Source organism: Arthrobacter burdickii, from assembly GCF_030433645.1.
GTDB classification, from domain to species: Bacteria; Actinomycetota; Actinomycetes; order Actinomycetales; family Micrococcaceae; genus Arthrobacter_D; species Arthrobacter_D burdickii.
The window spans coordinates 814,601-834,484 of the sequence record NZ_JAROCG010000001.1 but is presented as its reverse complement, the minus strand read 5'-3'; the positions used below and the strand labels follow the sequence as shown (position 1 = coordinate 834,484).

Annotated in this window: 17 protein-coding genes; 5 read left to right on the top strand and 12 right to left on the bottom strand. The window is 69.2% G+C overall.

Annotated elements, in window-relative coordinates:
- Positions 1-92: 92 nt before the first annotated feature.
- Entirely contained in the window at positions 93-1,064 is a 972-nt protein-coding gene (locus P5G52_RS03845; RefSeq protein WP_301224837.1) for an EamA family transporter, read from the bottom strand.
- An 87-nt stretch (positions 1,065-1,151) separates the two neighbouring features.
- On the opposite strand from P5G52_RS03845, the gene P5G52_RS03840 reads away from it, so the two are divergent.
- From P5G52_RS03840 to mmsB, 4 genes are all read left to right on the top strand, one after another.
- Positions 1,152-1,697, top strand: a complete 546-nt coding sequence (locus P5G52_RS03840; protein WP_301224835.1) for a CGNR zinc finger domain-containing protein — start codon at positions 1,152-1,154, stop codon at positions 1,695-1,697.
- Positions 1,698-1,926: 229 nt separating this feature from the next.
- Complete coding sequence (gene chvE, locus P5G52_RS03835; protein ID WP_301224834.1) at positions 1,927-3,051, top strand: multiple monosaccharide ABC transporter substrate-binding protein; 1,125 nt, start codon at positions 1,927-1,929, stop codon at positions 3,049-3,051.
- A gap of 65 nt (positions 3,052-3,116) precedes the next feature.
- Complete coding sequence (gene mmsA, locus P5G52_RS03830) at positions 3,117-4,664, top strand: multiple monosaccharide ABC transporter ATP-binding protein (protein WP_301224833.1); 1,548 nt, start codon at positions 3,117-3,119, stop codon at positions 4,662-4,664.
- Entirely contained in the window at positions 4,661-5,869 is a 1,209-nt protein-coding gene (gene mmsB, locus P5G52_RS03825; RefSeq protein ID WP_301224831.1) for a multiple monosaccharide ABC transporter permease, read from the top strand. Before mmsA ends, mmsB begins: the two co-directional genes overlap by 4 nt.
- Before the next feature lie 94 nt (positions 5,870-5,963).
- On the opposite strand, the gene P5G52_RS03820 is transcribed toward mmsB, so the two are convergent.
- The 11 genes from P5G52_RS03820 to P5G52_RS03770 all read right to left on the bottom strand — a co-directional run bounded on the left by P5G52_RS03820 (position 5,964) and on the right by P5G52_RS03770 (position 19,390).
- Complete coding sequence (locus tag P5G52_RS03820; protein ID WP_301224829.1) at positions 5,964-6,758, bottom strand: alpha/beta fold hydrolase; 795 nt, start codon at positions 6,756-6,758, stop codon at positions 5,964-5,966.
- A 33-nt stretch (positions 6,759-6,791) separates the two neighbouring features.
- Positions 6,792-7,850, bottom strand: coding sequence for a class I SAM-dependent methyltransferase (locus tag P5G52_RS03815; RefSeq protein WP_301224827.1), 1,059 nt, complete (start codon positions 7,848-7,850; stop codon positions 6,792-6,794).
- A 115-nt stretch (positions 7,851-7,965) separates the two neighbouring features.
- On the bottom strand, positions 7,966-9,552 hold the full coding sequence (locus P5G52_RS03810; RefSeq protein WP_301224825.1) for an AAA family ATPase: 1,587 nt from the start codon (positions 9,550-9,552) through the stop codon (positions 7,966-7,968).
- A 38-nt stretch (positions 9,553-9,590) separates the two neighbouring features.
- A complete protein-coding gene (locus P5G52_RS03805; RefSeq protein ID WP_301224823.1) occupies positions 9,591-9,986 on the bottom strand; it encodes a hypothetical protein in 396 nt (131 codons plus the stop codon).
- A gap of 46 nt (positions 9,987-10,032) precedes the next feature.
- Positions 10,033-10,650 (bottom strand): hypothetical protein, encoded by a 618-nt coding sequence (locus tag P5G52_RS03800; RefSeq protein ID WP_301224821.1) that lies wholly within the window; start codon positions 10,648-10,650, stop codon positions 10,033-10,035.
- Positions 10,650-13,250: an AMP-binding protein gene (locus P5G52_RS03795; protein ID WP_301224819.1), complete on the bottom strand. Its 2,601-nt coding sequence runs from the start codon at positions 13,248-13,250 to the stop codon at positions 10,650-10,652. The genes P5G52_RS03800 and P5G52_RS03795 overlap by 1 nt, the downstream gene beginning before the upstream one ends.
- Before the next feature lie 38 nt (positions 13,251-13,288).
- Complete coding sequence (locus tag P5G52_RS03790; RefSeq protein ID WP_301224817.1) at positions 13,289-14,443, bottom strand: ABC transporter ATP-binding protein; 1,155 nt, start codon at positions 14,441-14,443, stop codon at positions 13,289-13,291.
- Positions 14,440-16,122 (bottom strand): ABC transporter permease, encoded by a 1,683-nt coding sequence (locus P5G52_RS03785; protein ID WP_301224815.1) that lies wholly within the window; start codon positions 16,120-16,122, stop codon positions 14,440-14,442. Before P5G52_RS03785 ends, P5G52_RS03790 begins: the two co-directional genes overlap by 4 nt.
- Positions 16,119-17,141 (bottom strand): extracellular solute-binding protein, encoded by a 1,023-nt coding sequence (locus P5G52_RS03780; protein ID WP_301224813.1) that lies wholly within the window; start codon positions 17,139-17,141, stop codon positions 16,119-16,121. Before P5G52_RS03780 ends, P5G52_RS03785 begins: the two co-directional genes overlap by 4 nt.
- Positions 17,142-17,257: 116 nt before the next feature.
- Entirely contained in the window at positions 17,258-17,926 is a 669-nt protein-coding gene (locus P5G52_RS03775; RefSeq protein WP_301224811.1) for a DNA alkylation repair protein, read from the bottom strand.
- A gap of 102 nt (positions 17,927-18,028) precedes the next feature.
- Positions 18,029-19,390, bottom strand: a complete 1,362-nt coding sequence (locus P5G52_RS03770) for an MATE family efflux transporter (RefSeq protein ID WP_301224808.1) — start codon at positions 19,388-19,390, stop codon at positions 18,029-18,031.
- 77 nt (positions 19,391-19,467) lie between these two features.
- On the opposite strand from P5G52_RS03770, the gene P5G52_RS03765 reads away from it, so the two are divergent.
- Complete coding sequence (locus P5G52_RS03765; RefSeq protein WP_301224806.1) at positions 19,468-19,824, top strand: hypothetical protein; 357 nt, start codon at positions 19,468-19,470, stop codon at positions 19,822-19,824.
- The last annotated feature ends 60 nt before the right edge of the window (positions 19,825-19,884 follow it).

The following is a 19,884-nucleotide window of genomic DNA, read 5'->3' as shown; positions in this document are numbered from 1 at the left end:
GCCTGACTCCGTCAGCAATGCCGTGCACCTCGTGCAGCGGGCCACTCGGCCCACCGGGTGACGGTGCGCAGGACATGCGGCCGAAGCCGCCGTCAGGGCCTCGGCACCGGCTCCACGGGGTTGGGCCGGTCCAGCGCGGCTGCCCGGGGGGCTTCGGTGCTGCGGAGCTCGTCCAGCCGCACGCACACCACGCCTGCGACGATCAGGAGTCCGCCGAGCAACTGCATGGCCCCGGGCAGCTCGCCGAGGATCAGCCACGCCGCGAGCACGGCGAACATCACCTCGGTCAGCGCCACGAAACTTGCCACCTTGGAACCGAGGTGCTGGGCGGCGAGGATACCGGTCACGTACGCCGCCACCGTCGCCACGAGGACGAGAACGACGACGGGCACGATCCAGCTATAGGTACCTCCGGCCAGCGAGACGTCCGCGAACACGAACCGGAACGGCATGATGCCCGTCAGCCCGAGGACCAGGATGCTCGCGGCCGCGACCACCATTCCCCCGCCCGCCATCACGAGCGGAGGGAGCGATTCGTCCACCCGCGCGGACATGAGGAAGTATACGACGAGGCACACGGCCGCGGCGATCCCGAAGAGGATGCCGACCGGGTCGAGCCGGGTGTCACCGGTGAGGTCCAGGACCAGCAGGAGTCCGAGGATGGCCGTGACGGCCCCGATGATCGTGAGGGCCTGCGGCGCCTTCCGCGAGCGCAGCCACAGGAAGCCGACGAGCAGCACGGGCGCGAGGTACTCGAGCAGGAGCGAGACACCGACGGACATGCGCTGGACGGCATTGAAGTAGAACAGCTGGCACAGGGCGATGGCCGTGGTGCCGTAGATGGCGATCGTCAGCGCATTGCCGCGGAGCGTGGACCAACGTCCGCGCATGGCGATCAGCACCGGGACGAGCAGCACGAGGGCCGCTCCTCCGATCCGGAGGCCGACGGCGGCGCCGGGACTCCAGCCGATCTCGAGGAGGGACTTCGCGAACGGGCCCGAGACGCCGAACGTGGCTGCCGAGACGATGGCTATCCAGAGGCCGGCGGTGGGGCGCAGGGTCACGTCCACTCCTTCGGATCGCTGATTGGTGTCATGGGTGACAAGTAGTTATGGTCGTGACACTAGAGGTGCGTGATGTCAGGAGTCAACATGTCTTTCACCTATGACACGGAAGTGGCACTCGCGTCAGCCGCCGCCCTCATCAACACCACCAGGGAGGACACCGACCCGCTCGACACCCTCGAGGGGCTCGACCGCTTCCTCGCCGAGCAGCGCTTCTCCGGCTCCCGGACGCACACGGAGGCCGAACTCCAATCGGTCCGTGCCCTGCGCGCCGAGCTCGAGGTGATCTGGTTCGCGGAGGAGGACGACGCCGTCGGGCTCGTGAACGCGATCCTTCGCCGCACCAACGCACTCCCCCAGCTCGTCCGCCACGACGAGTGGGACTGGCACCTCCACGCCACCGCGCCAGAGGCCCCCCTCGAGGAGCGCATGGCCACGGAGGCCGCCATGGCCCTTGCCGACGTGATCCGCGGACACGAGCTCGACCGCCTCCACTCCTGCGCGGCCGAGGACTGCGACGGCGTGGTGCTCGACCTGAGCCGCAACCGGTCACGGCGCTTCTGCGACACCGGCAACTGCGCCAACCGGACCCACGTGAAGGCGTACCGCGCCCGGAGGGCCCAGAGCGCCTAGGGCACAGGAACGTATCGCTTCGGTAACGTTCGCCCGAAGTCTTGATGAAACGCTTGTCAGTGGATATGTTGTCTTCGCCTACATATTGTCGATCGCAACGTCGACCGGGCGCTACAGCGTTGTTTCAGCTCGATCCAGCCGCAAGGGACACCAGAGACGACCCGCCGTCATCGCCGGCTCCTTCCTCTGAACGCCCCCATCGGTCGGGTCCTTTTCAAAGGCACTACCCATGACCACGATCAAGAATGTCTCGGCCTTCCTGCTGGCAGTCGGTGTCGCAGCGGGAATGTCGGCCTGTGCGCCGGCAGGATCGACCGCCCCCGAAGCCGAGGGCGACGACGCCGCCACCACCTGCAACGTCGGCATCTCCATGCCCACCCGAAGCCTCGAGCGCTGGATCAACGACGGCGAGGGACTCAAGGAGAAGCTCGAGGCCGCCGACTGCACCGTCGACCTCCAGTACGCCGACAACAAGACGGACCAGCAGATCAGCCAGATCCAGAACCAGGTGGCGGGCGGAGCGAAGATCCTCGTCGTCGCAGCGATCGACGGCCAGACGCTCGGCCCCGCGCTCGAGGACGCAGCATCCCAGGACGTCAAGGTCATCGCCTACGATCGGCTCATCAACGGCACGGAAGCCGTGGACTACTACGCCACGTTCGACAACTACAAGGTCGGCCAGCTCCAGGGCCAGTTCATCGAGGAGAAGCTCGGCCTCGCCGACGGCAAGGGCCCCTTCAACCTCGAGCCCTTCGCCGGCAGCCCCGATGACAACAACGCCGCGTTCTTCTTCGCCGGTGCCTGGGACGTCCTGCTGCCCTACGTCGAGTCCGGCCAGCTGGTCGTCCCCTCCGGGAAGTCCCCCGCCGACAACGACGGCTGGAAGTCCATCGGAATCCTCGGCTGGGGTTCGGATGACGCCCAGGCCGAGATGGACAACCGCCTGCAGTCCTTCTACACCGGCGGCGACAAGGTCGACGTCGTCCTGTCCCCCAACGACAGCCTCGCGCTGGGCATCGAGGCTTCCCTCGACTCCGCGGGCTACAAGCCCGGCACCGACTGGCCCCTCATCACCGGGCAGGACGCGGATGTCGCCAACGTCAAGGCCATCCTCGGAGACCAGCAGTCGATGACCGTCTGGAAGGACACCCGCGAACTCGGAAGCCAGGTCGAGTCCATGATCACGGCGATCGTCGCCGGTGACGAGGTCGAGGTCAATGACACCGAGACCTACGACAACGGCAGCAAGGTCGTTCCGTCGTACCTCCTGGATCCCGTGGTGGTGACGAAGGACGACGTCGAGCCGAAGCTCGTGGAGTCCGGCTTCGTCAAGGCAGCAGACATCGGTCTCTGACCTCCGGGAGCGGGGCGCGGCCATGGCCGCGCCCCGCTCTTCCCCTCCAGCGAAGCGAGAACAGCATGAGTGACGTAATCCTCGAGATGGACGGAATCGTCAAGGAGTTCAGCGGCATCAGGGCCCTCGACGGCGTCTCGGTCAGCGTGGAGCGCGGCGAGGTCCACGCGATCTGCGGCGAGAACGGGGCGGGGAAGTCCACCCTGATGAAGGTGCTCAGCGGCGTCTATCCGCACGGCAGCTTCGACGGGACCATCACGCTCGATGGACGGCCCGTCGCCTACAGCTCCATCAATGACAGCGAGCGCGACGGCGTCGTCATCATCCACCAGGAACTGGCCCTCAGCCCCTACCTGTCCATCGCCGAGAACATCTTCCTGGGCAACGAGGTCCAGCGCGGCGGGGTGATCGACTGGAACAAGACGAACCTCATGGCCGCCGAGCTCCTCGCGCGCGTGGGGCTGCAGGAGAATCCCGCGACGAAGGTCCTCGAGCTGGGAGTGGGCAAGCAGCAACTCGTCGAGATTGCGAAGGCGCTGTCGAAGGAGGTCAAGCTCCTCATCCTTGACGAGCCGACCGCGGCCCTGAACGACGACGACTCCGCCCACCTGCTCGGTCTGATCGAGCAGCTGCGCACCCAGGGCATCACGTCGATCATCATCTCCCACAAGCTGAAGGAGATCCGCGCCATCGCCGATACGGTCACCGTCATCCGCGACGGGCAGACCATCGAATCCTTCGATGTCACGGACAGCGATGACATCGAGACCCGCATCATCCGTGCCATGGTGGGGCGGCCGCTGGACCATCAGTTCCCACCGCGCGAACCGGACATCGGCGAGGAGAAGTTCCGGGTCGAGGAATGGACCGTGCACCACCCCATCGACGTGGAGAGGGTCGTCGTCGACCGCGCGTCGTTCTCCGTGCGCGCCGGGGAGATCGTCGGCTTCGCCGGACTCATGGGAGCCGGCCGGACAGAACTGGCGATGAGCATCTTCGGACGCTCCTACGGGAGCGGGATCTCCGGGCGGGTCTATAAGGACGGCAGGGAGATCCAGACACGGACCGTCGGCGAGGCGATCCGGAACGGGATCGCCTATGTGACCGAGGACCGCAAGCGCTACGGCCTGAACCTGATTGGCAGCATCACGGTCAACGTCTCGGCGGCTGCCCTCGGCAAGCTCGCCAAGCTCGGCATCATCGACCGGAACAGGGAGTACGCCGTCGCGGACGAGTACCGCAAGCAGATGAACATCAAGACGCCGAGCGTCTCCGCCGTGGTGGGCAACCTGTCCGGCGGGAACCAGCAGAAAGTCGTGCTCAGCAAGTGGATCTACTCGGGACCCGACGTGCTGATCCTCGATGAGCCGACGCGGGGGATCGACGTCGGCGCCAAGTACGAGATCTACGGAATCATCAACGAGATGGCGGCACAGGGCAAAGCGGTAATCGTCATCTCCAGCGAGTTGCCCGAACTGATCGGCCTCTCGGACCGCATCTACACCATCGCGGAAGGCAAGCTCACCGGCGAGCTGGATCGCGCCCATGCCAGCCAGGAGGAACTCATGCGCCACATGACCGCCGCCCGGATCCAAGGAGCACAGGCCCCATGACCACCACCACACCCGAGCAGGCCACCGCGCCCGTCCCGCCACGGCCGGAGCTCGCGAAGAAGAAGCGGCGCAGGGTCGACATGCGCCAGTACGGCATCCTCGCCGCCCTCGCCGTCATCATCCTGCTGTTCCAGGTCCTCACCGGCGGCCGCCTGCTGTACCCCGGCAATGTGAGCAACCTGATCCAGCAGAACGCCTACGTCCTCATCCTCGCGATCGGGATGGTGATCGTCATCATCGCCGGCCACATCGACCTGTCGGTGGGGTCCGTCGTGGCGACGGTAGGAGCGGTTGCCGCACTGTCGATGAACAGCTGGGGGCTTCCGTGGGGTGCGGCCGTCGCGCTGTCACTCCTCGTCGGCGCACTGATCGGAGCATGGCAGGGATTCTGGGTCGCCTTCGTGGGCATACCGGCCTTCATCGTCACGCTGGCCGGCATGCTCGTCTTCCGCGGTGTCGCCCTCGTGCTGCTGACCGGCGGAACGATCAGCGGACTGCCCCGGCCGTTCAACTCCATCGGATCCGGCACGCTTCCCGCGACCGGCACGCCCGACCTCATCACGCTCGGCATCGGAGCTCTCGCCTCGCTGGCGCTGGTGGTCCAGCAGCTCAAGGGACGCGCGGACCTGCGCCGCCTCAACCTGCCCCGTGAGCGCACCGTGTCCTTCGTCCTCAAGGTCGCGATCGCCGTCGTCGCCATCATGTACCTGTGCTACCTCCTCGCGTACAACCGCGGCACGCCGATCATCCTCGTCATCCTCGCGACCCTCGTCCTGCTCTATTCGTTCCTGCTCTCACGGACCGTCTTCGGACGCCACGTCTACGCCATGGGTGGGAACCTCTACGCGGCGATGATGTCCGGGGTGAAGACGAAGTGGGTCAACTTCTTCATCTTCGTGAACATGGGCTTCCTGGCGGGTCTCGCGGGTGTCGTCAGCACGGCGCGTGCCGGCAGTGCTGTGGCCTCGGCCGGCCAGAGCTTCGAACTCGATGCCATCGCCGCCGTCTTCATCGGTGGTGCCGCGGTCCAGGGCGGTGTCGGCACCGTGGTCGGCGCGGTAATCGGCGGCCTCGTCATGGGCGTCCTCAATCAGGGGCTGTCCATCCTCTCGGTGGACGCAGCCTGGCAGCAGGTCATCAAGGGCCTCGTGCTCCTGCTCGCCGTCGCGTTCGACGTCTACGGCAAGCGCCGGAACGGCCGCTAGGTGGACTGAGCCGGAGTGCCGGCTGCGCAGGTGAAGGATGAAGACCTCTAGTGTCGGTGGTTGCACGCCGACGATCAAGGGGTCTTTTTCCTTTTCAATCGATGGAGTTGAAGAATGTCAGCGTGTCGCGTGCGACCAGGTCGGGGCATTCCCAGAGGACCATGTGAGCCACGCCCGGGTAGATCCTTACAACCGAGCCGGGTATTCGAGTCGCCAGGGCTTGCTGATGTTCCCGCGGCAGCAATCCGTCATGCTCACCCCATAGGAGCAGTGCGGGAGCGCGAATATTTCCTAGATCGGTGGGTGGCGTGGCGGCACTCAAGCCTTGCAGTATGCCCTTCCAGGCATGGGCGGGCATCTTGACACCGTCGAGAACCCGGTCCTCGATGAACCACGAGGGAACCTCGTGCAGTAGTGGAAACCAGGAGAGCGACTCTCGAACCCAGCTCTCGTCGATGGGGTCAGCCAGGCGCTCCACCTCATCGGCGAACGAGGCCCGCCCGTGGAGACTCAGGGGAACGCCGACGAGTACCAGCGACACGACTCTTTCCGGGTAGGTGACCGCCAACTGCTGGGTGACGTATCCACCGCTGGAGGAGCCGAGAACGCAGACCTTCGGCACGTCGAGTGCGTCGAGAATCGCGGCAACGTCTTCCGCCTGGTCGGACAACGAGTAACCGGACTCCGGCTTGTCCGCGTCGCCCTGCCCCCGGAGGTCGGGGGCGTAGATCCTGCACCCAGGAAGTAGTGGCACGAGCCGATCAAAGCTCTTTCGCGACTCGCCCCACGCATGCAGCAGCAGTACCGGCCGCGCGTCGGCGTCGCCGTGCACGAGACACGGTACCGCGATGCGTGTCCGGAGCGTGAGATCCAGGACCTGCTCTTCCATCGCCCGGCTGACCAACCTCCCTGGGCAGTACAGCTAGGGCACCAGCTCGTAGAAGCGGAAGAACCCGAAGTCCTCGATCGGCAGGATTCTGACGTCGGCGAATCCGGCGTCCAGAGCGTATCGGCGGAGCGTGTCCGGTCGCATGACGGTGCCAGTGCCGGCGCTGTCGGGATGCGCCATTCCGTCGGGCAGGCAGATCAGGAGGCTGAAGCCGTACATGAGCCGTTCCAAGTCGTCGCCCGGAGGAGCGAAGGATGCGGCCACGGCCTCGTCCATGACAACCAGGGTGCCGTCCTGCCGGAGCGCCCGGCGCGCCGCGGCCAGCACCTCGACCGGGTAGGGCAGGTCATGAACGCACTCGAAGGCGAAGATCGCGTCGAATCGAGCCGAGGGCAATTCCGTCGCGTCGGCATGCTCGAAGCTGACAGCACTTCCCGTGATGGTCGCGTTGGTCCGCGCGAGCGTTATCGACTCGGTGTCGATATCGAATCCGTGCACCCGCGCCATCGGAAACATCCGGGCAAGCGCGATCGTCGACCAGCCGGCGCCACACCCGATGTCGGCGATCCTGGTCCCCTCTGGCTGCAACCGGGACATCAGTGAAGGCGCTCCGCCCAACGCATCGGCCAGTTTCAACTCGAACCATGGTCGATTCATCTCGGCCTGGGACTCGCGGGCATCAGCGCCGAACTCCGACCACGAGACCCCGGTGCCGGTCCGATAGGAACGCTGCAACGCCGGAAGCTGGATCGCCGCACCGGCGAGCATCCGAGCCAGGGGCGCGAGATAGTTGAGGCTGCCCGTATCGGTGAGGACTTCGGCCGAGCCCTGCGGCAGGGTGAAACGGCGGCTGTCATCCCCCGTGACGGCGAGCAGGCCCGTGATGGCCTGCTGCTCGAGCCACTCGCGAACGTAGCGCTCGGACGTGCCGGTCCGCTGCGCCAGCTCGGACGACGACGCAGGCCCCTCCCTCGCAAGGCTCCGATACCAACCGAGCCGATCGCCGAGGTGGATGGCGAGTATGTCTATCGTGCCGCGCGCCGCATCCAGGATGCGTTCGGCGACAGCTTCAGCATCCGGGTCCGGGCCCATGCTTCCTCCGACGGCGGTGTGTTCGTGGAGCTCAGGATGTACCCGTTGCAGGCAGCTGGCAAGGCATGGGCAGGCACACCACCTGCCGCGGTTGTTGCGTGGGAGTCCAGCGGGACTAGCCCGGGCCCTCCGCCCGATCGATACCCTCCACGCCGTCCCCCTGGAAGCCGTCCTCCGAATAGCCCCCATCGGCGAGGCCCTGCTGTACCTGCTCCTCCGAGGACGCGGTGAATGCGGACCCGTACTCCGGCGGGTAGATGCCGGAGTACGGCGCCAGTCCCGGACCTGCGGGGAGGGTTTCCTGCCCTTCGGAGAAGCCGTCGTCCGATGCGGGATAGTTGCTGCCGAGCAGGCTCCTCGTCAGGGACGCCGCGTCCGCCATGAGCTCGTCCACCGCCGCGAGGAGATGGTCGTCCGCCACCGGCACGCCCTGCAGTGCGGCAGCGAGGACCGCGCGCCGCACCAGCTCCCGCGTGAAGGACGCCGTCGTGCCCTCGATGTGCGCTGCAGCGGAGCCGATGGCCCCGGGGCTGAACGGGAGGTTCCGGGCGTAGAGCCGCAGCAGCTCCGCCCGCTCGTGCTCGGCAGGCAGGGGCACCTCGACGGCCAGGTCCACGCGGCCCGGGCGTTGTGCGAGCGCGCGCTCGAGCATGTCGACGCGGTTGGTGGTGAGGACGAAGGTGACGTCGGCGTCGTCGTCGAGCCCGTCCATCGCATCCAGCACCTCGAACAGCAGGGGCTGGGGTCCGTGGCCGAAGCTGCGGTCCTCGGCGATCAGGTCGCAATCCTCGAGCACCACGATCGACGGCTGCAGGGCGCGTGCCATGCGGGCCGCCTCCCCCACGTGGGCGAGGGTGCCGCCGGACAGCAGGATCGCCGTCGTTCCCGTGCTCGCGCTCAGCAGGAAGCGGACGGTGTGGGTCTTGCCCGTCCCCGGCGGACCGTACAGGAGGATGCCGCGCTTGAGGTGCTGACCGGCCGCCACCAGCGCTTCGCGGTGGGCTGCGATACCGAGGGCATGCTCCGTGACCCTCGCCAGGAGCCCCTCGGGAAGGATGACGTCGTCGGCCGTCAGGGTGGGGCGCGCGTGGAACGTCACGCCGGCGCTGCTCGGGCCGAAGTCCTCCATCGTGAAGGACAGGATCTGGCCCTTCAGGACACTCTCGCGCTGCATCCGCCGCCGGAACTCCGCGAGGAAGTCGGCGGTCACCGCTGGGTCCGGGCAGAGCACCTCGAGGGAGGCGGACTGCCGTCCGTACCGCGGATCCGCCTTGCGCTGCAGGAGCGCGATGGGCACGCCCGCGCGGCGGAAGAGCCGGAGGCCGAGTGCCACCGTCTGCCGCTGCCGGTCCGGCGCGACCGGCAGGTTCGCGTAATCCGGTTGCGCCAGGGGGAAGTTCGGATACAGCGCGGACTGCTGGAGCATGTCGCTCAGCGACATATGGTGGCGCTGGTCTCCTCCCCCGATGCCGACGAGCCGCCCGCCGGGCCCCGTGAGGGACACGAGGATGATGTCCGCGTCGACATAGCGGCTGCCCGAAACGTCCTCCACGACGACGGGAACGCTGCCCGCTTCCGCACCCAGATGGGCGCTGAGGGTGTCGAGGAGTTCCCGGCCGCGCGCGGTAGAGGGCTGGGCCTCCTGCGCGAGGCGGACGAGTGTGCCGAAGGTGCTGATGAATCCTGCTACGTCATCCTGCATGAGGGGAGGCTAGCAGTAGCGTCAAGAGGGCGCGGGGGTCAGGTGTCCTGCTTCGGCAGGCGCTCCCCGTAGCGGGGCTCCTCGCCGGCCTCCTGCTGGGCGTCGGGCCCCTGATCCGCGGCGGACTGTGCGGGCGGTGCCTGCCGGTCCGGCCTGGCGGATGAGCGGTTGATGCCGGAACCCTTGCTGAGGTGCTCCGAGTTCGGCGTCTCGGCCATCATGAGCATGGCGCAGATGACGAGGGAGGCGATGAACGCGATACCCGCGGCCGTCAGGCCCAGGTCGACGCGCAGCTCCTTGCTGCCGCCGCCGGTGGCGAAGATCGACGTCGCGACCCCGGCCACCACGGCCAGGACCGCGGAGAAGACGAGCGGTGCCTTGATGCCGTGGCGGAATCGTCCCTGCGTGGGCTTCCCCGGCTGGCGCTTGGCCACGGGCACTCCTTCCGGTGGTGCGAGATTTCTACAAGACGTAGAGGCTCTAGTTTACGGGGTCCGGCTCGCCCTGGGCGCCGGAAACGGACGGTGCGCTGAGCGCTGAATCGTGCCGGTAGCCGAGCGCGGCGATACCGAGGACGACGGCGGTCAGCAGCGCGCCCCCACCGGTCACGCCGAGCAGGGCGTGCGCGCCGAGCTCCTCGACGAACGGGAGGATGGCGCCCGTGGCCAGGCCCACGACTCCAGCGGTGACGAGGTCCCGGGCGGCAACGTGGCCGCGGACCGCGAGCCCCCGTACCAGCTCGGCGGCACCGGCGACGGCCAGCGCGACGGCGCCGGCGAAGGCGAAACTGCGGTCGTCGAGGAAGACGAGGCTGGCGATGCCCGCACCGAGGAGCAGGCCGCCGCCGATCTCGGTCAGCAGCCTGAACCGGGGGCCCCAGTGCGCCATGCGGTGCGTCCACAGGTAGGCCCCGCCGTTCAGCAGGAGATAGAGCCCGCCTGCGAGGGACATCACCAGCGTGGACGGGTCGCGCCAGAAGATGGTGACGAGCCCGAATACTGCGCTCACCACGGCGCGGACCAGGAACGGCTTCCAGACCGTGAGCTGGACGCCATCGGAGTCGGGGCCGGTGCCAGGGGCAGGCGATGCAGCAGCCATCAGGGGCCTTCCTGGACGGGGTACGGGAGCCGGGGGATCGTGTCCAGTTTAGTCTTCCGCGCCCGGTCCTCCATCGGCGGTGAACCCGGGGAGACCGCCGGGGCCGGGACCACCGACCGCCGCCGACGCATGATCGCGGCGGGCAGCCAGTTGCACAGCGCCCAGTAGGCCACACCCACCACGAGCGAACCTCCCACGGCCAGGACCGGGCTGAGCGGGAGCAGGACCGGATAGACGAGCCAGTGGGTGAGGTAGATGTACAGGGACGCCGCGGCAAGCCAACCGACCACGCGGCGCAGGACCGTCGGCACCGGCAGCGCCGGCACCCAGATGAGCAGCAGGATGCCGGTGGCGACGGTGACCTCATGGATGGTGCTGGTGGCGCTGCTGGAGAAGCCCGGAACACTGAGTACCGTCAGCACCGAGACCGTCCACCGGTGCACGCCGGTCCGGGCGGAGGCGAGGGCCCAGCCCAGGGCGAAGAGCCAGAACACGGGCGCCGGCTTCGGCAGCCCGGGGTCCATGATGTCGTAGCGGCTGATCAGCCCCATCACCACCAGGCCCAGTGCGAAGCCGAAGGGAGCCCAGCGCTGGAGCCGGTCGGCCCACGGCACGGCCAGAAGCGCCGTCACGCCGATGAGGATGTAGGTCAGCATCTCCACGAACCAGAAGTGCCACTGGGTCGTGAGCTCCTGCGGCCCGACCATCCCGTTGAGCAGGAAGACGTTCGCGACGCTGTAGTCGTCGGTGAGCAGGTAGGCCACCGCGATGAACGCCACGCAGGGCACCACGATCCGGGTCAGGCTGCGCAGGTGGCGGCGCAGCCGCGGAGCGCGTTCGCCGCCCAGCTGGAACCGCGCGAAGTTGTACCCCGCCACGGCGAAGAGGAGGTGGGCGGTCTGGAAGTGGAAGAGATGCACGTGCGTCGCCACGATGCACACGATCGCCACGGCGCGCAGCACGATCGACGTCTCCAGGAAGGACACGACACGACGCCGGGGCTTCCGGCGGCGCTCCAGCTCGCGGACGGACAGCAGGTGCCAGTCGGCCGGAAGCCGTCCGATCGCCTGTTCCAGCCGCACCGAGACGGCGACATAGGAGAGGGAATCACCGTCGAGGGAGACGAAGGTGTCGCCGTCCCCGATGTCGCTCCGATCCAGTGCCTCCGCGAAGATGCGCCGTATGTCGTCGCGATCACCACTCGGGGTTTCGGGGGCGGCCGGGGGTGCCTGCGCGGCCAGCCGGCGCACGGCCGGGTAGTCGACCTTGCCGGTCGTCAGCCGTGGCAGCCGCTCCACGGAATGCATCCCGACCGCCGCACGCGGCAGGCCCACGCTGCCGGCGAGGACCTTGGTCAGGAGCGAGGAGTCGTGTTCGCCCTCGACGGCGACGACGAGGCCGTCATCGGATCCGGCGGCCGCCGCGGTGACGCCCAGCTCCGCCAGGATGCGCTCGACCTGCCCGAGATCGATGCGCAGGCCCGCGAGCTTCACGAACCGGCTGCGCCGCCCCACGACTTCGTAGAGTCCGTGGGCGTTCCTGCGGGCGAGGTCACCGGTGCGCAGTTCGTGGATCGCCCGGCCCAGGGCGAGGTCGGCAGGCTGTTCGGCATAGCCGAGCATGACGTTGGGACCGGTGTAGACGAGTTCCCCGTCCTCCAGGTCCTCCACCGGCTCGATGCGGAAGGCGCCGCCCGGGACCGGCACCCCGATGGTCCCCGGGTGCTCGGCGGCGAGGTCCGGCGGCAGGTAGGCCATGCGGGCGGTCGCCTCCGTGGCCCCGTACATGACGAACAGGTCCCAGCCGTGGCGCCGTCCGATGCCGGCCCAGGAGCGCACTTTCTCGGGCGCAAGCCTGCCGCCCGCCTGGGTGACGTAGCGCAGATGCGGAAGGTCCGCCTCTGCGAAGCCCACGCGCTCCAGCAGGTCGAAGGTGTAGGGGACGGCCGCGAACGACGTCGCCCGGCTGTCCCGGAAGAGGTCCCAGAAGCAGGGGTCGACGACCGAGAGGTCCGTGAGGACCAGCCCGGCCCCGCGCATCAGGTGGCTGTTGACCACGGACAGGCCGTAGCAGTAGTGCAGGGGCAGGGTCGTGGCGGCGCGGTCGTCCGGCTCGATGCGGAGGTACTCGGCGATGGAAGCGGCGTTCGCCGTGAGGTTGGCGTGCGAGAGCCGCACGAGCTTCGGGGAGCCGGTGGATCCCGAGGTGCTGAGCAGCAGGGCCAGTTCGGGATGCAGCTCGTGCCGCGACCCGGGACGGCGTTCCTCGAGGACCGGGACGCCCTCACCGGGGCGCAGCACAACGTCGGGATCGTAGGCCGCCACGAGGGATTCCAGTGCTGCGGGCTTGTCCGCCGGCACCAGGAGCAGGGGATGGCCGGCAGACAGCGCGGCCAGGTAGCCAACGAGGGAGTCCAGTGCGTTGCGGGCGGCCAGCAGCACCAGCCGGCGCTCCGTGCCCAGGCGGGCGGCGAAATCGTCCACGCGCCCGGCGAGCTCCCGGTACGTGATCACGCCGTCGTCGGTGATGACGGCGGGCCGTCCGCCGTGGCGGGCGAGGTCGGTGAAGGCGATCTGGGCGAGTTCGGGCTGCGCGGTCACGGCGCTGCCGTCCCGGGATCAGTCAACAAGGTGGAGGCCTAACGTAGCGGAAGGGGTTCGGAGGACGGCCGTGCCAGGGAGCTGCTCGGCGGCGGGGACGTGATGGCCTTGTCGCCCAGGAGCAGCGTGGGGGTCGTGCCCGCGGTGACGGAGACGGCGACTGCCGTTCCCACCGGGTGGCGTACGGTGTGGGGCTGCCACGAGCGCAGGGTCCGGCCGGAGGCCAGCCGGACATGGTGGAGCACGAACGCGCCGTGGTACTCGATCGCGCTGACCTGTGCGGACGCGTTCGGGTCCGGCCGCAACGCCACCTCGTGCGGCCGCAGTACGACCTCGACGTCCAGATCGCTGTTCGCCCATCCCGGGACCGTCGAGACGATCCCGATCTCGCAGGTCAGCAGGGCGCGGTGCACGTGCGCCGGGAGGAAGTCGGCATCGCCCATGAAGGAGGCGACGAAGCGGGTCGCGGGCTGCTCGAACACCTTCTCCGGCGTATCGGCCTGCTCGATGACGCCGTCACGCATGACGACGACGCGGCTGCCCACGGACAGGGCCTCCGTCTGGTCATGGGTCACGAGCACTCCCGTGGTGCCGGTCTCGCGCAGGGTCGCGACCGTGTCGCGGCGCACCTGCGCGCGCAGGGACTCGTCCAGGCTGGAGAAGGGCTCGTCGAGGAGCACGACGGCGGGCCGGGGCGCCAGGGCGCGAGCCAGGGCCACCCGCTGCTGCTCGCCGCCGGACAGCTCATGGGGATAGCGGTGCGCGAGGTGGGACAGCCGCACGAGATCCAGGACCTCACCTACCCGCGTCCGTCGTTCGCTCCGGCCCAGCCGGTCGAGGCCGAACTCCACGTTGCGGGCGACCGTCAGGTGCGGGAAGAGGGCGTGGTCCTGGAACACCAGCCCCACCCTGCGCTGCTCGGGTTCCACGAAGCGGCGCCCGTCGGCCATCACCTTGCCTGCGACCCGGATGATGCCGGCGTCCGGCCGTTCCAGGCCCACGGCCAGGCGGAGGGTCGTCGACTTGCCGCAGCCCGACGGGCCGATCAGGGTCACGAGTTCGCCGGCCGTGACCGTCAGGTCAAGCGCGTCCACACCCACGGACCGGCCGTAGTGCCGGGTCACCCCCTCCAGTGACAGGGCGGCTGGGACGCCGTCGGCGAGGAGCCGGGCTTCCGTCGTCGGTCGAGTCATGCGTCTACCCTCCCGCGGGTCTCGGCCCGGCGGGCCTGGCGGACGAGGACGACGACGGGCAGGATTGCGGCGGCGACGATGACCAGCGCGGGCAACGAGGCCTTCTCCCAAAAGTTCTCGCGGGCGAGTTCGTAGACCCACACGGACGCGGTCGTGAATCCGAAGGGCCGCAGCAGCAGCACGATGGGCAACTCCTTCACGGCATCGATCATCACCAGCATCAGGGCCACGGCCACCCCGGGCCTGGCGAGGGGGGCGTGGATGCGGGTCAGGATCCGCCGCGGAGTGGCACCGAGGCTCAGGGCCGCGAACGTGACGGTCGGGGGTATCTTCGCGAGGCTTGCGTCCACCGCCTGGTAGGCGGGCGCGAGGAAGCGGATCACGTAGGCGTAGAGGATGCCCAGGACCGACCCGGTCACGAGGATCCCCGTGCCACCCGGGACACCGGCGCGTTCGAGGGCGGTATCGACCGCCGCGAACGCGATCAGGACCCCGATGCCCACGACGGCGCCCGGGACCGCGTAGCCGAAGGTGGTCAGCTGCGCCGCGGAGGCGGCGATCCGCCCGCCGCTGATGCGCACCGCGTGGCCGACCGCCACGGAGAGCGCCACGCAGGCCAGGGCGGTGACCGACGCCACGAACAGGGTGCTGACGAGGTACTCGCCGAAACGGGGGTCCGTCAGGACGCCGGATTTCCCTGCCTCCCCGACCGCCCATACGAGCAGTTGCAGCACGGGGATCAGGAAGCCCGCGGCGAGAGCCGTGATGCACAGCGCGGTCGCCGCCCATCCGCGCGCGCCGCGGAGCCGCTCGGGCTGCAGGCCCTGTCCGCGTCCGCCCTGCTGGTGGTACCGTGCACGGCCGCGCAGCGCCCGCTCACCGGTCAGGACGGCCACGGCGAACAGCAGCACCAGGACCGCCAGCTGCGTCGCGGCATGGAAGTCGAACGTGCCCTTCCATACGAGGTAGACGCCCACGGAGACGGTCTGCACGTTGAAGTACTGCACCGTCGCGAAGTCGGTCAGCGTCTCCATCATCACCAGGGACAGGCCCGCCGCCAGGGACGGCCGGGCCAGCGGGAGCAGTACCCGGCGCAGCGTGCGCGCCCGCCCGGCTCCCAAGGTGCGGGCCGCGTCGTAGGTGCCGGCGGACTGCTCGATGAGCGCCGCACGCACCAGGAGGTAGACGTAGGGGTACAGGGACAGGGACATCACCAGCACCGCGGCCGGCAGGGAGCGCACCTCGGGCACCCAGACGTCGGGGCCCAGCACGGCGCGCAGGGCCGACTGCACCGGTCCCGCGACGTCGAAGACCGAGAGGAAGACGAAGCCGAGGATGTAGGCGGGCACGGCGAGGGGCAGGACGAGCAGCCACACCAGGACGTTCCGCAGGGGAAAATGGTACGCGGTCACCAGCCATGCCAGCCCTCCGCCCACCAGGAGCGTGCCCGCGGCCACACCCACCATCAGGGCCAGGGTGGTGAGCACCATCGCGACGATTCCCCGCGGCGGGGCGGTGTCCCCCACGCTGCCGACGCCGTCGAGCACGACGGCCAGGACGGGCGTGGCGACGAGCAGTGCCACGACGACGACGAAGGCGGACCACGCCGGACGCCCGGCCCCGGACGTCCGCCCGCGTGTCGGGGTCCTCGCCTCGGCGAGGACCCCCGTTCCGGTCACTTGTATCCGGCCTCTGCGAGCAGATCGACGGCCTCGGCGTTGAGGTCGCCGTAGGCCTCCGCGTTCAGCGGCATGCGCTTGAACTCGCCGAATTCGGCGATCAGCGGTTCCGGTTCCGCCGCGGGGTTGACCGGGTACTCGTGGTTACCGTCCACGAAGGGGTTCTGCCCGTCGGTGGCGAGCCATTCGATGAGCCGCTGGGCGTCCTCGGCGTTGTCCGAGCCCTCGACGACGCCGGCACCGGAGATGTTCACGTGGGTCCCCGCCCCCGCCTGGCTCGCCCAGAACAGGTCCACGTTCAGGTCCGGGTTCTCCGCGAGCGTGCGGGCCAGGTAGTAATGGTTGTTGATGCCCACGTCACAGGATCCGGCATCGATGGCTTCGAGCAGCAGGACGTCGTTGCCCATGATCTCCACGTCATTGGCGACCCACCCCTGAACGATCTTCAGGGCCTCCTCCCGGCCGTGAAGGTCGATCAGGCTCGCGACGAGGGACTGGGTGTACGCGGAGGTGGCGTCACGCATGCAGAGCCGTCCCTTCCACTTCGGGTCGGCCAGTCCGGCGTACGTCTCGGTGGCGTCGAACTCGGCGGGATCCACCGCATCCGGGTTGTAGGTGACCGTGCGGGCGCGCATGGCCAGTCCGTACCACTGGCCCTGTGCGTCGCGGAGGTCCTCGGGCACGGCGTCGTCGAGCACCGGGGAGTCGAGCTCGGCCAGTTCGCCCTGCCGGGCCGCGTTCCAGAGGTTGCCGGCGTCCACGGTCAGGAAGATGTCGGCCGGCGTGTCCGCCCCCTCGGCCTTCAGGCGTTCGAGGAGTTCGGCGTCGTCACCGCTGATGAACTCCACGGTGATCCCCGTCTCGTCGGTGAACTGCCCGAACGCGCCCTCGAGGTCGTAGTGGCGGGCGGAGTAGATCTGGAGATCGGCCGACTGTCCGCCGATGATGCCGCAACCGGTCAGTGCGGCCGAGAGGACGGTGAGCCCTGCGGTGGCTGCGATCAGGGGGCGAGGATGCATCGGGGCTCTTCTCGGCGAGGGGCAGTACGGCGACCCCGGTGGGAATTTGGCAAGGAAAGCCTAACTTAATTCCTCGCCCTGTTCCCCCTCGCGTGTACCAGAACCGATCCGCTGCCTCAGGTTTCCCGCCGGCCCACCATCTCGCGGATCCACAGCGGGGCGAACGGGGACGTGCAGTTCGGCGGCGTCGGGTAGTCCTTGAGGACCTCGAGCCGCTCTCCGATCGCGAGGGCTCGCTCCCGCTGGCCGGCGTGCTCGATCCCGATCTGCGCCAGTGTGTGGTTCATGGCCCACTGCAGCCGGTCGGGGGCCTCCTTCATCTCCGCCTCGATCTCATCCAGCAGGCCGTCGAGGTTCACGCCCTGCGGATTCTTCACCACCCGTTCGCTCGTGAGCGCCCATCCCGCGCTCGCGACCACGGGATCCGGGTCCGCCCTCCACTCGACCCGGAGCTGCTCGGCGTGCGGGCTCTTCTTCACGACGTAGTTCACGAGCCAGTCGTGCACCTTCGGAACGCGGGCCTCGCGCAGCATCGCGTCCAGCTCGTCGTGCCCGAAATCCTTCGGCCGGCAGATCAGCAGCGACAGCAGCCGCGCGGGCGTCTGGCCCGTGGCCCACAGGTCGCGGGCCAGCTCCTGCTGGGTCTTCAGCCGCCTGGCCAGCGCACGCAGGGCCGACAGGTTCACGCCGTGGTCGTCGCCGTGCTTCTCGTTCACCGCGCGCATCCGCGGATCCTCGAGCGCGGACAGCTCCGCCAGCAGCTGCTCCACCGTCGTCTCGGACATTCCCTGCCTCCGGTCCTCCTGGACGCCGTTCTGCGGCCCCTCGTGACAATGGTCCCGCCCGCACGGGGATCGCGCCACCGGTCGGAGCACGATGGCAGAAGGCTATGCGGCGCCCGCAGCCCTGCTGCGCGTCGCACCGGTCACCATCCACCGGTCGTCCCGCACACGCCAGCCCAGGGTGGCGGCCCTGGCCAGCATGTAGCCCACACCGAAGGCGAGCCACAGCCACACGATCCCCTCCGCGCCCGTGAGGTCCGCCCTGGCGACGAGGACCAGCAGCGGCAGGTAGGCCACGAGGTTCACGACGCCGGCGACGGCCAGGTAGCGGGCGTCGCCGGCGCCGATGAGGACGCCGTCGAGCACGAAGACGAACCCGCAGACCGGCTGGGCCGCGGCCAGCACCCAGAGCCCCGCGGCGAAGGCTGCCTGCACGGCGGGATCCGGAGTGAAGATCCAGCCCAGGAAGGGTGCCACGGCAGCCAGCAGGCCTCCGGTGATCACGCCGAACCCCACGCCCCAGGCGATCATCCGCCGCGTCAGCGCGTGTGCCAGGGGCCGGTTCCCCGAGCCGAGTTCCTTGCCGATGAGCGCCTGTGCGGCGATGGCGAGGGCGTCGAGCGCGAAGGCGAGGAAAGTGAAGACGGTCATGACCAGCTGGTGCGAGGCGAGGCTGAGGGACCCCTGCGACGTCGCGACGAACACGGTGGCGAGGATCGCCACCCGCAGGGACAGGGTGCGCAGCATGAGCCACGAGCCCACGCCCGCCGTGGCGCGGATGCCGCGGAGGGAGGGCCGCAGGGGCACCCGTTCCCTCCGTGCGGACCGCACGATCAGGACGACGTACACGGCCGCCATGCCCCACTGGGCGAGACTCGTCCCGAGGGCGGAGCCGGCCACCGACATCCCGGCGCCGTAGACCAGCAGGTAGTTGAGGAGGATATTGACGCCGAAACCCGCACCCGCGACGACGAGCGGCGTGCGCGTGTCCTGCAGCCCCCGCAGCACGCCCGTCGCGGCGAGCACCACGAGCATGGCCGTGAGGCCGGGCATGGACCAGCGCAAGTAGTCGACGGCGAACGCGTGCACCGCGCCCTGGGCACCCATCAGGGATGCGAGCTGGGGCGCTGTGGCCCACCCGATGACGGACAGCAGGACCCCGAGAACGACGGCGAGGCCCACGCCGTCGCGCCCTGCCGCGAGCGCGTCCGGCAGGCGGCCCGCTCCGAGGAGGCGCGCGACAGCGGGAGTCGTCGAGTAGGCGAGGAAGACCATAAGCCCGACGGCGGTCTGCAGCACCGTGGAGGCAAGCCCCACCCCAGCGAGCTCTCCGACTCCGAGGTGCCCGACGATCGCGGAATCGGCGAGCAGGAAGAGCGGCTCGGCGATGAGGGCGCCCAGCGCGGGCACGGCGAGGCGGAGGATACTGCGGCTGAGCAGGCGGTTGCCGGGAAGGGTCTGGTGCACCCATCCAGCCTAGGCTGGGCGGCGGCAGGGCCTAAGCTGGAGGGACCCGAACCGGCCGCACGGACACCAGGGGAGTCATGAAACTCGGCACCAGGCAGTACCTGGCAGGACTGGTCCTGCTGTTCCTCAGCACGCTCTTCGTCCCCCAGGCAGTGTCTGACTTCGCCCGGGCCGCGTCCACCGGCACACCGGCGCCGGCGGCGGCACCCCTGCTCCTGGTGATCGGCCTCCTCATCATCCTGGCCGCGGCGGCCTGCATCGGCTGGGGCTACTGGCTCACCCACCGGCACGGCGCCCCGCGGAAGCGCAACCCCGAGGACGATCCCGACGAGCCGCTGCTGCGCCCAGGCTACGGCCCCGCCCCCTCGGAACGCGATGCGTGGCGCGAGCATCCCCTGCGCCGCCCCGACCGGGACGCCGACGGCCACTCGTAGGTTCCACGCCCGGGTCGGCATGTCCCTGCAGGATACGCGGGCGGGAGTTCCGCTCCTGTC

Coding starts and splice junctions, on each gene's coding strand:
- P5G52_RS03840 (WP_301224835.1), top strand. CDS start 1,152: ATGTCTTTCACCTATGACACGGAAGTGGCACTCGCGTCAGCCGCCGCC.
- chvE (WP_301224834.1), top strand. CDS start 1,927: ATGACCACGATCAAGAATGTCTCGGCCTTCCTGCTGGCAGTCGGTGTC.
- mmsA (WP_301224833.1), top strand. CDS start 3,117: ATGAGTGACGTAATCCTCGAGATGGACGGAATCGTCAAGGAGTTCAGC.
- mmsB (WP_301224831.1), top strand. CDS start 4,661: ATGACCACCACCACACCCGAGCAGGCCACCGCGCCCGTCCCGCCACGG.
- P5G52_RS03820 (WP_301224829.1), bottom strand. CDS start 6,758: ATGGAAGAGCAGGTCCTGGATCTCACGCTCCGGACACGCATCGCGGTA.
- P5G52_RS03815 (WP_301224827.1), bottom strand. CDS start 7,850: ATGGGCCCGGACCCGGATGCTGAAGCTGTCGCCGAACGCATCCTGGAT.
- P5G52_RS03810 (WP_301224825.1), bottom strand. CDS start 9,552: ATGCAGGATGACGTAGCAGGATTCATCAGCACCTTCGGCACACTCGTC.
- P5G52_RS03800 (WP_301224821.1), bottom strand. CDS start 10,650: ATGGCTGCTGCATCGCCTGCCCCTGGCACCGGCCCCGACTCCGATGGC.
- P5G52_RS03790 (WP_301224817.1), bottom strand. CDS start 14,443: ATGACTCGACCGACGACGGAAGCCCGGCTCCTCGCCGACGGCGTCCCA.
- P5G52_RS03780 (WP_301224813.1), bottom strand. CDS start 17,141: ATGCATCCTCGCCCCCTGATCGCAGCCACCGCAGGGCTCACCGTCCTC.
- P5G52_RS03775 (WP_301224811.1), bottom strand. CDS start 17,926: ATGTCCGAGACGACGGTGGAGCAGCTGCTGGCGGAGCTGTCCGCGCTC.
- P5G52_RS03765 (WP_301224806.1), top strand. CDS start 19,468: ATGAAACTCGGCACCAGGCAGTACCTGGCAGGACTGGTCCTGCTGTTC.